Raw genomic sequence first — 12675 nt, 5'->3', positions numbered from 1 at the left:
TGAGCGCTCAGCCGTCGTTGAGGTGGCAGGCGCTCTCGTGCCGCACGGCGATGCCGCGCAGCCGCGGCACCTCGGTGGCGCAGCGCGGCATGGCGTGCGGGCAACGGGGGTGGAAATGGCAGCCCGAGGGCGGCGAAATGGGGCTGGGGATCTCGCCGCGGATGGACGAAAAGCGCGTGCGCCGCGCGGCCACGCTCGGGATCTCGGCCAGCAGCGCCTGCGTGTAGGGGTGGTTGGGCCGGGCGAAGAGTTCCTCGACCGGCGCGCTCTCCACCACGCGGCCCAGGTACATCACCACCACGCGGTCGCACACGTGTTCCACCACGCCCAGGTCGTGGCTGATGAACAGGTAGGTCAGGCCCAGCTGGTCGCGCAGGTCCATGAACAGGTTGAGGATCTGCGCCTGGATCGACACGTCCAGTGCCGCCACGGCCTCGTCGCACACCAGCAGGCCCGGCTGCACCGCCAGCGCGCGGGCGATGCCGATGCGCTGGCGCTGGCCACCGCTGAACTGGTGCGGGTAGCGGTGGCGCAGCGCCGGGTCGAGCCCCGCGCGGCGCAGCTGGGCGCTCACGTAGTCATCGAGCCCGGCGGCATCTGTCAGGCCGTGCAGCAGCGCCGCCTCGCCCACGATGCGCGAGACGCGCAGGCGCGGGTTCAGGCTGGCGAACGGGTCCTGGAACACCATCTGCGTGCGCAGCCGCGCGGCCAGCCGGTCGCGGCCGCTCAATCCTTCGAGCGGGCGCCCGTCCACCCACACTTCGCCCTCGGTGGCCGGCAGCAGGCCGGCGGCGATGCGTCCGAGCGTGGACTTGCCGCAGCCCGACTCGCCCACCAGCCCCACGACCTCGCCCGCGTGCACCGCCAGGTCCACGCCATCGACCGCATGGGTCACCACGGGCGCCTTCGCCAGGCCCAGGCGCCGCAGCGCCCGGCCCACGGGGCCCGGCGGCGGCTGCTGGCCGAAGCGCTTGGCCACGCTGCGCAGCTCCACCAGCGGCGGGACGGTGGCCGTGACCGGGGTGGCGCCGCCAGGGCCTGGCGGCGAAAGAACGTCGCGAACCTCGCTCATGCCGCGCCCTCCGAAGCACCGGGATGGAAGCACCGGACCGCGTGCGCCGGGGCCTGCGCGCGCGGGTGCGTGATGGCCGGTGGTACGCCGCAGGCGGCGCTGGCGCGCGCGCAGCGCGGCGCGAAGGCGCAGCCCGGCGGCATGTGCAGCAGCGACGGCGCCATGCCGGGAATCTGCCGCAGCCGCTCGCCGCGCCGGTTGGCGCTGGGCAAGCTGCCGATCAGGCCCTGGGTGTAGGGGTGCTGCGGATGGTCGAGCACGTCGTCCACCGTGCCGTGCTCCACGATGCGCCCGGCATACATCACGGCGATCTCGTCGGCCAAGCCGGCCACCACCGACAGGTCGTGGCTGATCCAGATCAGCGAGGTGCCGCGCTCGCGCACCAGCTTTTGCACCTCCGACAGGATCTGCGCCTGGATGGTCACGTCCAGCGCCGTGGTCGGCTCGTCGGCGATGACGAGGTCGGGCCCGTGCAGCAGCGCGATGGCGATCGCCACGCGCTGGCGCATGCCGCCCGACAGCTGGTGCGGGTAGGCGCGCAGCCGGTCGTCGGGGCTGGGAATGCCCATCAGCGCCAGCGTGTCGCGCGACAGGGCGCGGGCCTCGGCGGTGGTGGCGCGGCGATGGGCCTTGACGGCCTCGATCATCTGCGTGTCCACGCGCAGCACCGGGTTGAGCGTGGCCATCGGGTCCTGGAAGATCATGGCGATGCGGTTGCCCTGCAGCGCGCGCCGCTCGGCGGCCGGCAGCGTGGTGAGGTCGCGGCCCTGGAACAGCACTTGCCCGCCCTCCACGCGGCCGGGCGGATCGACCAGCCCCATGATCGAGAAGCCGGTGACGGATTTGCCCGAGCCCGACTCGCCCACCAGTCCCAGCACCTTGCCGCGCCCGAGCGTGAACGACACGCCGTCCACCACCGGCAGCACGCCGGCGCGGGTGTGAAAGCGTGTGCGCAGGTCGCGCACCTCCAGCGTGGGAACGCCGGCGGGCACCGCGGCAGCGGACGCCGGGATCGGAGAAGACGATGCGGTGCCCATCATTTCTGCAGCCTCGGGTTGAGCACGTCGCGCAGCTGGTCGCCCACGAGGTTGATCGCGACGATGGTGAACAGCAGCGCCAGGCCGGGAAAGAAGCTGATCCAGTATTCGTTGGACAGCAGGTACTGGTAGCCGTTGGAGATCAGGAGGCCCAGCGACGGCTCGGTGATCGGCACGCCCAGGCCCAGGAACGACAGCGTGGCCTCCAGCGTGATGGCGCGCGCCACCTGCAGCGCGCCGATCACCAAGAGCGGCGGCAGGCAGTTGGGCAGGATGTGCCCGGTGACGATGCGCCAGCCCGGAATGCCCTGGCCGCGCGCGGCCTCCACGTATTCGCGGCGCGCCTCCACCAGCGCCTGGCCGCGCGCCGTGCGGGCGTAGTAGGCCCACTCCAGCAGCACCAGCGTGAGCACCACGTTGCCCACGCCCTTGCCCACGTAGGCCAGGATCATCAGCGCCATGAGGATGGTCGGAAACGACAGCAATAGGTCCACCACGCGCATCAGCAGCGCATCGACCTTGCCGCCCGCGTAGGCCGCGAGCAGCCCCACCAGCGTGCCGATCACCGCCGCCACCACGGCCGAGCCCACGCCCACCAGCAGGCTGATGCGCAGGCCGTACACGATGGCCGAGTACAGGTCACGCCCCTGCCCGTCCGTGCCCAGCCAGTAGGTGAAGGTGCCCTCGGCGTTGGCCGCGCCGGGCTTCAGGCGCGCGTCCAGCACGTCGAGCTGCATCAGGTCGTAGGGGTTCTGCGGCGTGATCCAGGGCGCGGCCAGCGCCGCGATCACCACCAGCGCCAGCACGGCCAGCGCGGCGGCCGCGGTGCGCGAGCGCAGGAAGTCCGCCGCCACGCGGTACCAGATCGACCGGTCGTCGAAGCCCCGCGCCACGGGGGTGTCGGGCGAAACCACAGGCTGCGTCATGCCGCGCCCTCCACCCGGGCGCGCGGGTCCAGCAGGCGGTAGAGCACGTCCACCACCAGGTTGAGCGTCACGAAGATCACGACCACCACCATCAGGTAGGCCACCACGACGGGGCGGTCCAGGCTGTTGATGCTGTCCAGGATCAGCTTGCCCGCACCGGGCCACGCGAAGATGCTTTCGGTCACCACCGCATAGGCGATGGTCGAGCCCAGTTCCAGGCCCAGCACCGTGACGAGCGGGATCAGCGTGTTGCGCAGCACGTGCATGCCCATCACCCGCGCGGGCGACAGGCCCTTGGCGCGCGCGAACTTCACGAAGTCCTGCGGCAGCACCTCGCGCACGCCGGCCCGCGTGAGCCGCAGCACCAGCGAGATCTTGAACAGCGCCAGGTTGAACGCCGGCAGCGCCAGGTGCTGCAGGCCATCGAGCGTGAGGAACGACCACGGCACGCCGAACAGCTCGCGCGTGGCGCCTCGCCCGCTGGCGGGCATCCACCCCAGTTGCACGCTGAACACCATGATGAGCATCAGCGCCACCCAGAACGCCGGCAGCGAAAAGCCCGCGATGCTGACCGCCATGAGCGCCTTGGACACCGCGCTGTCCGGCCGCATGCCGGCATAAAGCCCCAGCGGCACGCCCAGCACCACCGCCAGCACCAGCGCGGCCAGGGCCAGCTCCAGCGTGGCGGGCAGGCGCTGCAGAATCAGGCGCACGGCGTCTTCCTGGTACACGAAGCTCTTGCCCAGGCTGCCGTGCAGCGCGCCGTCGATGAAGGCCAGGTACTGGCGCCACAGCGGCTGGTCGAGCCCCAGCCGCGCGATGGCGGCCAGGCGCTCCTGCTGGTTCATGTCGTCGCCGATCAGGATGTCCACCGGGTTGCCGATGGCGTGCAGGCCCACGAAGACGATCACCGTCATGGCCAGCACCACCAGCAGCGCCTGGCCCAGGCGGCGCAGCAGCCAGCCGGTCATGGCCGCGGGGCCGCGGGCGGCCGCGAGCGCTTCAAGGCAAAAAGGCCTCCAGTGCAATATCCACTATGGCATATCGCTATTATTTTAATAGCAATCATCGCGTGACCTCCGGGGCATTTTCGGAGAGGGCCGGGGCGCTGGCGGCCGGCGAGGCGCCCTCGGGCCCATAGGCCGGGAAGGCCGCCGGCGTCCATTCGTCGCCGTCCAGCTCGGGTTCTTCGTAGCGCTGCATGGCCGCGTAATGCAGCGCAGCGTCGTCGGCCAGCAGGCGGGCGGCCAGGCCCCGCGCCAGGCGCTGGGCGCCATCGCTGATCTGCGGGATGTCACCCGCGCCTGCACCCTGCGACAGCGCACCGCCGTAGTTGAAGCAGTGCACGCGGTCCAGGCCCGGGCAGGCGCCGGGCGCCTTCTCCTGGAACTCGAACAGCGGCCCCAGGTCGGGCGAGGCGGCCAGCTCGGCATCGTCCTCGCCGGCCGGCGGCGCGAAGCGGTCCTGCCACAGGCGCACGGCCGGCGCGAACGCGGCGAACTCCGGGCGCAGCGCCCAGTCGGTGCGAAAGCCGGTGCAAAAGACCACGAAATCCGCGGCGATCGGGCCCTTGGCGGTCTCCAGGCGCAGCGCGCCATCGGGCCGCACGGACGCGCCGTGCACGCCGGCGCCCAGGTGGAAGTGCGCGTTGGCGTGGCGCGACACGCGCAGCGTGCTGCCGTGCGGCGGAGGCACCTGCTGCACGTTCAGGTAATGGCGAAAGCGCCACTTCCATTCGTCCGGCAGCGACCAAAAGCCGTGTGCCATGCCAGGGTTGCCCGCGCCCTTGCCCTTGTTCACGCGGGGCAGTTCCGCGCGGCGCACCAGCAAGTCCACGCGCGCAGCGCCGGCCTCCAGCGCCGTGGCGGCCGAATCCATGGCCGAGGCCCCGCCGCCCACCACCGCCACGCGCAGGCCGCGCAGCTCGGCGCCGTCCCACACATCGGCCGAGTGCGCCCAGCGGCCCGCCGGCAGCGCCCGCGCCCAGTCGGGCACCCAGGGGCCGCCCAGGCCATCGCGGCCCGTGGCCAGCACCGCATGGCGGGCCAGCACGTGGTGGGGCGCGCCGCCGTTGGCATCGTCGGCCAGGTCGATCCGCACCAGGCCGTCGGCGCGCGGATGCACGGCCAGCACGCGCTGGCGGTTGCGCACGTCCAGGCCCAGCACGCGGCGGTACCAGCGCAGGTAATCCATCCACTGCAGGCGCGGGATCTTGTCCAGCGCCGCCCAGGCCGGCAGGCCGAACTGCGCCTCGAACCAAGCGCGGAAGGTGAGCGCCGGCAGGCCCAGCGCAGGCCCGGTCAGTTCCTTGGGCGAGCGCAGCGTCTCCATGCGCGCGGTGGTCGCCCAGGGGCCCTCGAAGCCCTCGGGCGCACGATCGAACAGCGGTGCCTGCACACCCATGTGCGCCAGCGAGGCGCCCAGCGCCAGCCCGGCCATGCCGCCGCCGACGATGGCCACATCCAGCACCGGCTCGCCCGCCTCGGTCAGCCGCGGCGGCACCCAGCGCCGCGCGGGCAGGCCCAGCCATTGCAGGTCCTGGCGCAGGCGCGCCTCCAGGGCGGCGAGCCCGGCAGGTGCGGGCGCAAGGGTGGAATCGGTAGGGGTGGCAATCGTCATTCTGAAACCTCGGAAGCAGTGGGGCCGGCATCGCCGCCGTAGAGCGCCTGCAGCAGCGCGGCATGCGCTTGCGGGGCGTGTTGCACGAAGCCCGGCAGCGGCCGGGCCGCCTGCAGCAGCGCATCCGCCACGGCCTGCACCTGCGGCGTGACGGGCTGCGCCTGGGGCGTGATGACCCCGAAGAAAAAAGGAATGTCGGTGTCCAGCGGCCGCACGGCCACGCCGTCGCAGGGCAGTCCCAGCGCGGTCAGCGGCTCCAGCACGGCCACGCCCAGCCCGGCGCGCACGGCGGCCTGGGCGTTGACGGACGAATTGGTTTCGATCGCATCGCGGCGCGCCAGCCCCGGCTGGCCGAGCTGGGCCAGTGCCCGGTCGATGCGCCCGCGCAGGCGAAACGGGTTGCTCAGGGTGATGAGCCGGCGCTCGGCCAGGGCCGCCAGCGGCACGACCGGTTCGGCGGCCAGCGGGTCGTCCTGCGGCAGCACGGCCATGCAGGCGGTCTGGGCGATCCAGTGCACCTGCAGCCCGCGGTGCTCCAGCGGCAGGCTGGTGGCCCCCAATTGCACCGCACCCGTGAGCACGGCATGCACCACCTCTTCGGGCGAGGTGCTGCGCAACTGGATGGCGGCGCTGCCGGTGTGCGGCTCGGCCAGCCGCAGCGCCTGGGGCAGCAGGCCCACGGCCAGCGCCGAGGTGGCGGCCAGGCGCAGGGGCCGGGCCTCGCCGCGCGCGATCTCGGCGGCGCGATCGCGGATCTGCCGCAGGCCGCCGAGTGCGCGCTCCACGTCCTCGTACAGCAAAAAGCCCTGCTCGGTCGGCGTGACGCGCGGGCCGCCGCGGGCGAAGAGCGCATAGCCGATCTCGGCCTCCAGTTCCTGCAGCGAGCGGCTGACGGAGGGCTGCGAGCGGTCCAGCAGGCGCGCGGCCGCGGTCACGCTGCCGGTGGACATCACCGCGGCGAAGGCTTCGAGCTGGCGCAATTCCATGGGCTTGATTTCATGCGTTTTGTGAAATCATGAGGCCCTTGCATGCGAATTACAAATACTTTGACCACATATGCAAATGCCGAAGGGGCGCAAGCGGGGGCTTGACGCTCGCCTTCGGCAACGCTCGGCCGTGTGCGACCGGCCGGGATCTACGCGGGGGTGGGGGTAGCCTGGGCCTGCCAATTCAGGATTTCAGGGCTTCGCTCACCGACGCCGCCAGAGGCGTCGTGGGCCGGCCGATCAGCGCACTGAGCTGGCGACCGCTGTCGAACACCGCACTCTTGGCAGCGCTGGCGTCGCTTTGCGCGAGCATCTCGGCCACAGGCGCAGGCAGTCCTACCTGCACCAGCAGGTCGCGGTAGGCGGCTTCGGGCATGTCCTGATAAGCCAGCGGCTTGCCGGCCTGGCGTGACACTTCCTGCGCCAGCTCGGCCCGGGTGTAGGCATCGTCGCCCGCGAGTTCATAGACCTTGCCGGCATGGCTGTCCTTCGCGGCCAGCACGGCGGCGGCCGCGGCGGCGTAGTCCTCCCGCGACGCCGAAGCGAACCGGCCTTCGCCGGAGCTACCCACCAGCACGCCGCGGCCGAGCGCATCGGCAATGCCCATCAGATTGTTCTCGGTGTACCAGCTGTTGCGCAGCAGCACGAAGGGCACACCCGACTCCTGGAGCAGCACCTCGGTCGCCAGATGCTCTTTCGCCAAGCCCAGCGGAGACACGTCGGCATGCAGCACGCTCGTGTAGGCGATCAGTTGCACCTTTGCCCGGGCTGCCGCGCTGATGACATTGCCATGCTGCGCGACCCGGCTGCCAACCTCGCTGGAAGAAATCAACAGCACGCGATCGATGCCCTGCAGCGCGGCATCCCACGAGGCCTCATCGCCGTAGTCCGCCTGGCGCAGCTCGATGCCTGCGGGCAGCACGGCCGCGCTTTTCTCCACGTTGCGCACCGAGGCCACGATCTGCGAGGCCGGCACCCGCGTAAGAAGCTGCTGGATGACGAGGCGACCGAGCTGGCCATTGGCACCGGTGACGAGCAGGCGGGGGGAAGAAGTGGACATTGCAAAGATCCTCTGGGTATGGATTGGAGAGGAGGTCTATATTAGGAACCGCCTCAACTTCCACAAGAAGGCAGCTTTTCATGCCCTGGTTACCTGACGCTCACCCCCCTGCCCCGGCCGCCCCCGAGGCCCTTGAAGCCCTGGCCGCCACCCAGGCCTGGATGCGCGAGCGCCCCGACGGGCTGGACCTCGGCCAGTGCCCGGTGCGCGACGTGCTGGACCACATCGGCGACAAATGGACCACGCTGATCCTGCTGACGCTCGCCCCGGCCCCCTTGCGCTTCGGCGCACTGCAACGGGCCGTGCCCGACATCTCCAAGCGCATGCTGGCCCAGACCCTGCGGTCCCTGGAGCGCGACGGCCTGCTGACCCGGCACGTCTTTCCGACCAAGCCGCCCAGTGTGGAGTACCGGCTGTCGGCTTTGGGGCAGTCGGTGCTGGCGCCGCTATCGCAGTTGCTGCAGTGGGCGGAAATGAACCATCGGAGCATCCGCAGTGCGCGGGAACGGTTCGATGGCGCGGCGTTGGAACGGCCGGCAGAGGCGGTGGCGCCCGCCGCGATGGGATGACCGGACGCCGGCTTTCGTGGCCGCCGGGCTCCCGGGCCATAGGACACAAGGGAGGCGTGAATCCCCACCATCCCTTGCCCGCCACCGGGCCGAAAAAGCAAAAGGGGCTGCGTTTGCACGCAGCCCCTTTTTTGTTTGGTGGCGCTTCACGGATTCGAACCGCGGACCTGTGGATTATGATTCCATCGCTCTAACCGACTGAGCTAAAGCGCCTAAGCCCTCAATTATAGCGCGACTTTTTTGGCGTTCAAGACTTTTCTTGTCGCCCCCTCCAACCCGGCCGGCGATCGTCCCGGGCCTGCACGTAAAATCGCGCCCCCAGCCCCTGGATGTAAACCATGAACCGCTGCCCCACTGCTCGTTTTTCCTTTCTCTTCGCGCCGTTGCTGGCCTGCGCCCTGCTCTGCGGCGCGGTCCTGCCCGCCGCGGCCCAGGTGGTCGCCCCTCTGGGCGGCGTGCGCACCTTTCCTGAAAATGCCCTGCGCGGTACGCTGGCCATCAACAGCACCGTCGATGCGCAGCTGGATGGCAAGGCCATCCGCATGGCCCCCGGCATGCGCCTGCTCAGCCCACAGAACACGCTGGTCATGGCCCATACGGTGATTGGGCAGAAGTTCACGGTGAACTATGTCGTCGAGGCCAGCACCGGCATGCTGCTGACCGCCTGGATCCTCAGCAAGGACGAAGCGGCCCAGCCGCGCAAGGGTGCGACGGCGACGGACCGCAATTTCATCTTCGAATCCGAGATTCCCAAGCGATAGACAGGCCCTGGCGCCGCCAGCGCTGCGGCCGCTGGGTGCGCCATCCCTTTCCAGCCGCACGACCGGCCCCGCCCGCCATTGGCCGCAGGCAGCGCTACCGACACCAGAGATTCCCCATGAGCAAAAAAGTCTTCATCAAAACCTTCGGCTGCCAGATGAACGAGTACGACTCGGACAAGATGGCCGACGTGCTGTATGCCGCCCAGGGCTACGAGCCCACGCAGAACGTGGACGAGGCGGATCTGATCCTCTTCAATACCTGCTCGGTGCGCGAGAAGGCGCAGGAGAAGGTCTTCAGCGATCTCGGGCGCATCAAGCACCTGAAAGAGCGGGGCGTGAAGATCGGCGTGGGCGGCTGCGTGGCCAGCCAGGAAGGCGCCGAGATCATCAAGCGCGCGCCCTACGTGGACGTGGTGTTCGGCCCGCAGACGCTGCACCGCCTGCCCGAGCTGCTGACCCAGCGCGAGGTGCAGCGCCGCCCGCAGGTGGACATCAGCTTTCCCGAGATCGAGAAATTCGACCACCTGCCTCCCGCGCGCGTGGAAGGCGCCAGCGCCTTCGTCTCCATCATGGAAGGCTGCAGCAAATACTGCAGCTACTGCGTGGTGCCCTACACCCGCGGCGAAGAGGTTAGCCGGCCGTTCGACGACGTACTGGTCGAGGTCGCTGGGCTCGCCGACCAGGGCGTGAAAGAGATCACGCTGCTGGGCCAGAACGTGAACGCCTACCTGGGCAAGATGGGCGAGACGGCGGAGATCGCCGACTTCGCGCTGCTGCTGGAATACGTGGCCGACATTCCGGGCATCGAGCGCATCCGCTACACCACCAGCCACCCCAACGAATTCACGCCGCGCCTGATCGAGGCGTATGCGCGCATTCCCAAGCTGGCCAGCCACCTGCACCTGCCGGTCCAGCACGGCTCCGACCGCATCCTCATGGCCATGAAGCGGGGCTACACCGCCATGGAATACAAGAGCACCGTGCGCAAGTTGCGCGCGATCCGGCCGGACCTGGCGATGAGCAGCGACTTCATCGTGGGATTCCCAGGCGAGACGGAAGAGGACTTCCGCAAGATGATGAAGCTCATCGACGACGTGCACTTCGACAACAGCTTCAGCTTCATCTTCAGCCCGCGCCCGGGCACGCCGGCCGCCAGCCTGCACGACGACACACCGCACGAGGTGAAGCTGCGCCGCCTGCAGGAACTGCAGGCCGTGATCAACGGCAACATCAAGTCGATCAGCGAAAGCCGCGTGGGCACGGTGCAGCGCATCCTGGTCGAAGGCGCCTCCAAGCGCGACGCCACCGAGCTGATGGGCCGCACCGAATGCAACCGCGTCGTCAACTTCGTCGGCCAGCCCCGCCTGGTCGGGCAGATGGTGGACGTGGCCATCACCGAGGCCAAGGCCTACACCCTGCGCGGCGAGGTCGTGGTGCGCGAGCCGGCGCTGGCGCACTGAGCCGCATGGGAGTGGCATTCGCAATGCGCTTCCTGCGCCGGCAGCAAGGGGTCGCGGCCTTGGGCGGCCTGTCGTTCCAGCAGATGCTGCTGCTGGCCTTCCTCCTGATCGCCGGGCTGCTGGGCGCCAGTTCGCTGCGGGCGATCTTCACGCTGGAGCAGCTGATGGGCCAGAGCCGCAACGGCGCGGCCGAGGCGATCCAGCTCAACGCTTCGGCGCAGAGCCTGAACGGGCGCAGCCAGACACTGGAGCGCGCGGCGCGCCAGTCCCTGGTGCTGGCCGACAAGTCGCTGCGGCGGCGGTTCGACGAGGTCTCGCGCGAGGCCCGCGACATCCTGCAGCGGCTGGAGGCCAAGGGCCTGCCGCCGGACCTGGCCAACCAGTGGCGCAAGCACCTGGGCGAGGTCACCTCGCTGCTGGACGGCCCCGCGGCCCTGTCGCTGGAAAACGAGCGGGTGGTGGCAGCGCTGTTCCTCGAACTGGACGCGCTCAACGGCACCATCGCCCAGACCGTGCAGGACATGAACGCGCAGCGCAGCACCGAGCTGCTGGAGAAGATCGAGGCCAGCCGGCGCGAGGTGACGCACCAGGTGGTGGGCGTGATCGTGCTGGCGCTCGCCCTGGCGCTGGCCTTCGGCATCTGGCTGGCCCGGCCGTTCAAGCGCATGGAGCACGCCATCCGCCTGCTGGGCGAGAACGACCTGTCGCAGGCGGTCGACCTGTCCGGCCCGGTGGACATCCGCCGCGTCGGCCAGCAGCTGGAATGGCTGCGCATGCGGCTGCTGGAGCTGGATGCCGACAAGGCCCGCTTCCTGCGGCACGTCTCCCATGAACTCAAGACGCCGCTGGCCTCGATGCGCGAAGGCGTGGCGCTGCTGCAGGACGGCGTGACGGGCGAGCTGACCGAAGGCCAGCGCGAGGTGGTGGACATCCTGCACCAGAACACCCTGGTGCTGCAGGGCGAGATCGAGGCGCTGCTGCGCTTCAATGCGGCGGCGTTCGAGGCGCGCCAGTTGCGCCGCGCGGAGACCGACCTGCTCGCACTCATCGAAAGCCAGGTGGAGGCGCAGCGCCTGCACTGGCAGGCCAAGAAGCTCGACGTGGTGGTGGAGGGTGCGCCGGTGGCGCTGCAGATCGATGCGGAGAAGATCGCCCCGGCGGTCAGCAACCTGCTGTCGAACGCCATCCGGTTTTCGCCGCGCGGCGGAACGATTCGGATCACCTTGTCACGTTTTCCCGACCGGATTCGCATCGATTTCGCGGATGACGGCCCCGGAGTGCATGAGAATGACCGCTCCCGCATCTTCGAACCGTTTTACCGGGGTGTGCGCCAACCCGAGGACGCCGCACGCGGCACGGGCATCGGCCTGTCCATCGTCCAGGAATACGTGAGCGCCCACGGCGGTCACGTCACCCTTGTGGAAGACGGCGAACGCACCCCCTTCCGCATTGAATTGCCCCATGTCTCCTGATTTCCCGTCGCACTCCGTCCCGCGAGCGGTCTTCGGTGCGCGCCGCGCCGGGCCGGCCGGCCTGCTGCTGGCGGTGGCCCTGCTGAGCACGGGCTGCGCCAATCCACCGCCGGCGGCACCGCCGCCACCTCCGCCCGTGGAAGTGCCCGCGCCCACCGCCCCGCCGCCGAAGGAAGAGCCCGACGAGCCCCCCGCCCCGGTGTCCGAACCCGCCAGCAAGGACAACAACGGCAGCCAGCGCCCTTCCGTTCCGCGGCAGATGCTGCAGTACGCGGACAAGGTGCGCAGCATGGGCACGGCAGAGCTTGCCGCCGAGATCACGCAGCTGTCCAACGCACAGCAGCAGTCGCCCGAAAAGCCGCTGCAGCTGGCCATCGTGCTAATGCACACTCGCCAGCCGCCCGACACAGCCCGGGCCCTCGGGCTGGTGCAGCGCGTGATGGCCGACACCACGGCGCCCGCACCGGCCTTGCATCCCCTGGCCCGCCTGCTGGAAGGCCGGTTGCTGCAGCAGCGCCGGCTGGAAGACCAGCTGGACCGGCAGAACCAGCAACTGCGCGATGCCCAGCGGCGGATCGACCAGCTGAACGACCGGCTGGAGGCCATGCGCGCCATCGAGCGCAGCCTGAACGCGCGGCCCGGCGGCGTCAACGACCCCGCCAAGGGCGCGCAACCCCCGCCCGCCGCAGAACCCCAACGCTGACCGCCAACCG

At 70.1% G+C, this 12675-nt stretch carries 12 protein-coding genes and 1 tRNA gene; 5 read left to right on the top strand and 8 right to left on the bottom strand.

Going from position 1 to position 12675, the window contains the following annotated elements; genetic code table 11:
• Positions 1–7 precede the first annotated feature (7 nt).
• From AVTE2539_RS00830 to AVTE2539_RS00800, 7 genes are all read right to left on the bottom strand, one after another.
• On the bottom strand, positions 8–1072 hold the full coding sequence (locus AVTE2539_RS00830; RefSeq protein WP_284408022.1) for an ABC transporter ATP-binding protein: 1065 nt from the start codon (positions 1070–1072) through the stop codon (positions 8–10).
• Positions 1069–2112 (bottom strand): ABC transporter ATP-binding protein, encoded by a 1044-nt coding sequence (locus AVTE2539_RS00825; RefSeq protein ID WP_502868846.1) that lies wholly within the window; start codon positions 2110–2112, stop codon positions 1069–1071. Before AVTE2539_RS00825 ends, AVTE2539_RS00830 begins: the two co-directional genes overlap by 4 nt.
• Positions 2109–3035, bottom strand: coding sequence for an ABC transporter permease (locus AVTE2539_RS00820; RefSeq protein WP_284408021.1), 927 nt, complete (start codon positions 3033–3035; stop codon positions 2109–2111). The genes AVTE2539_RS00825 and AVTE2539_RS00820 overlap by 4 nt, the downstream gene beginning before the upstream one ends.
• Entirely contained in the window at positions 3032–4006 is a 975-nt protein-coding gene (locus AVTE2539_RS00815; protein WP_284393141.1) for an ABC transporter permease, read from the bottom strand. Before AVTE2539_RS00815 ends, AVTE2539_RS00820 begins: the two co-directional genes overlap by 4 nt.
• A gap of 94 nt (positions 4007–4100) precedes the next feature.
• Positions 4101–5654: a flavin-containing monooxygenase gene (locus AVTE2539_RS00810; RefSeq protein ID WP_284408020.1), complete on the bottom strand. Its 1554-nt coding sequence runs from the start codon at positions 5652–5654 to the stop codon at positions 4101–4103.
• The gene (locus AVTE2539_RS00805; RefSeq protein ID WP_284405310.1) at positions 5651–6640 is read right to left on the bottom strand and encodes a LysR substrate-binding domain-containing protein; all 990 of its coding nucleotides are present in this window, start codon (positions 6638–6640) and stop codon (positions 5651–5653) included. Before AVTE2539_RS00805 ends, AVTE2539_RS00810 begins: the two co-directional genes overlap by 4 nt.
• 184 nt (positions 6641–6824) lie before the next feature.
• On the bottom strand, positions 6825–7700 hold the full coding sequence (locus AVTE2539_RS00800) for an SDR family oxidoreductase (protein ID WP_284408019.1): 876 nt from the start codon (positions 7698–7700) through the stop codon (positions 6825–6827).
• Positions 7701–7780: 80 nt separating this feature from the next.
• On the opposite strand from AVTE2539_RS00800, the gene AVTE2539_RS00795 reads away from it, so the two are divergent.
• Positions 7781–8269 carry a winged helix-turn-helix transcriptional regulator gene (locus AVTE2539_RS00795; RefSeq protein WP_349817193.1) on the top strand — a complete coding sequence of 163 codons (489 nt, stop codon included), beginning with the start codon at positions 7781–7783 and terminating at the stop codon, positions 8267–8269.
• Between the two features lie 136 nt (positions 8270–8405).
• Here AVTE2539_RS00795 and AVTE2539_RS00790 read toward each other — a convergent pair.
• A tRNA-Met gene (locus AVTE2539_RS00790) sits at positions 8406–8482 on the bottom strand.
• 125 nt (positions 8483–8607) lie between these two features.
• On the opposite strand from AVTE2539_RS00790, the gene AVTE2539_RS00785 reads away from it, so the two are divergent.
• From AVTE2539_RS00785 to AVTE2539_RS00770, 4 genes are all read left to right on the top strand, one after another.
• Complete coding sequence (locus AVTE2539_RS00785) at positions 8608–9030, top strand: hypothetical protein (protein WP_284408018.1); 423 nt, start codon at positions 8608–8610, stop codon at positions 9028–9030.
• Between the two features lie 116 nt (positions 9031–9146).
• Positions 9147–10490 carry a tRNA (N6-isopentenyl adenosine(37)-C2)-methylthiotransferase MiaB gene (miaB, locus tag AVTE2539_RS00780; protein ID WP_284408017.1) on the top strand — a complete coding sequence of 448 codons (1344 nt, stop codon included), beginning with the start codon at positions 9147–9149 and terminating at the stop codon, positions 10488–10490.
• 11 nt (positions 10491–10501) lie between these two features.
• On the top strand, positions 10502–11962 hold the full coding sequence (locus AVTE2539_RS00775) for a sensor histidine kinase (protein ID WP_272569595.1): 1461 nt from the start codon (positions 10502–10504) through the stop codon (positions 11960–11962).
• Positions 11952–12665 carry a hypothetical protein gene (locus AVTE2539_RS00770; protein WP_284408016.1) on the top strand — a complete coding sequence of 238 codons (714 nt, stop codon included), beginning with the start codon at positions 11952–11954 and terminating at the stop codon, positions 12663–12665. The genes AVTE2539_RS00775 and AVTE2539_RS00770 overlap by 11 nt, the downstream gene beginning before the upstream one ends.
• The last annotated feature ends 10 nt before the right edge of the window (positions 12666–12675 follow it).

The sequence above is a fragment of the Acidovorax sp. SUPP2539 genome, assembly GCF_030158975.1.
GTDB lineage: Bacteria > Pseudomonadota > Gammaproteobacteria > Burkholderiales > Burkholderiaceae_C > Paracidovorax.
The sequence above is the reverse complement of the archived record's forward strand: the minus strand, read 5'-3'. Positions and strand labels throughout refer to the sequence as shown.

What these genes read in the sequence shown, in the direction of transcription:
- AVTE2539_RS00830 (WP_284408022.1), bottom strand. Translation starts at nt 1,072, where the DNA reads ATGAGCGAGGTTCGCGACGTTCTTTCGCCGCCAGGCCCTGGCGGCGCC.
- AVTE2539_RS00825 (WP_502868846.1), bottom strand. Translation starts at nt 2,112, where the DNA reads ATGATGGGCACCGCATCGTCTTCTCCGATCCCGGCGTCCGCTGCCGCG.
- AVTE2539_RS00820 (WP_284408021.1), bottom strand. Translation starts at nt 3,035, where the DNA reads ATGACGCAGCCTGTGGTTTCGCCCGACACCCCCGTGGCGCGGGGCTTC.
- AVTE2539_RS00815 (WP_284393141.1), bottom strand. Translation starts at nt 4,006, where the DNA reads ATGACCGGCTGGCTGCTGCGCCGCCTGGGCCAGGCGCTGCTGGTGGTG.
- AVTE2539_RS00810 (WP_284408020.1), bottom strand. Translation starts at nt 5,654, where the DNA reads ATGACGATTGCCACCCCTACCGATTCCACCCTTGCGCCCGCACCTGCC.
- AVTE2539_RS00805 (WP_284405310.1), bottom strand. Translation starts at nt 6,640, where the DNA reads ATGGAATTGCGCCAGCTCGAAGCCTTCGCCGCGGTGATGTCCACCGGC.
- AVTE2539_RS00800 (WP_284408019.1), bottom strand. Translation starts at nt 7,700, where the DNA reads ATGTCCACTTCTTCCCCCCGCCTGCTCGTCACCGGTGCCAATGGCCAG.
- AVTE2539_RS00795 (WP_349817193.1), top strand. Translation starts at nt 7,781, where the DNA reads ATGCCCTGGTTACCTGACGCTCACCCCCCTGCCCCGGCCGCCCCCGAG.
- AVTE2539_RS00785 (WP_284408018.1), top strand. Translation starts at nt 8,608, where the DNA reads ATGAACCGCTGCCCCACTGCTCGTTTTTCCTTTCTCTTCGCGCCGTTG.
- miaB (WP_284408017.1), top strand. Translation starts at nt 9,147, where the DNA reads ATGAGCAAAAAAGTCTTCATCAAAACCTTCGGCTGCCAGATGAACGAG.
- AVTE2539_RS00770 (WP_284408016.1), top strand. Translation starts at nt 11,952, where the DNA reads ATGTCTCCTGATTTCCCGTCGCACTCCGTCCCGCGAGCGGTCTTCGGT.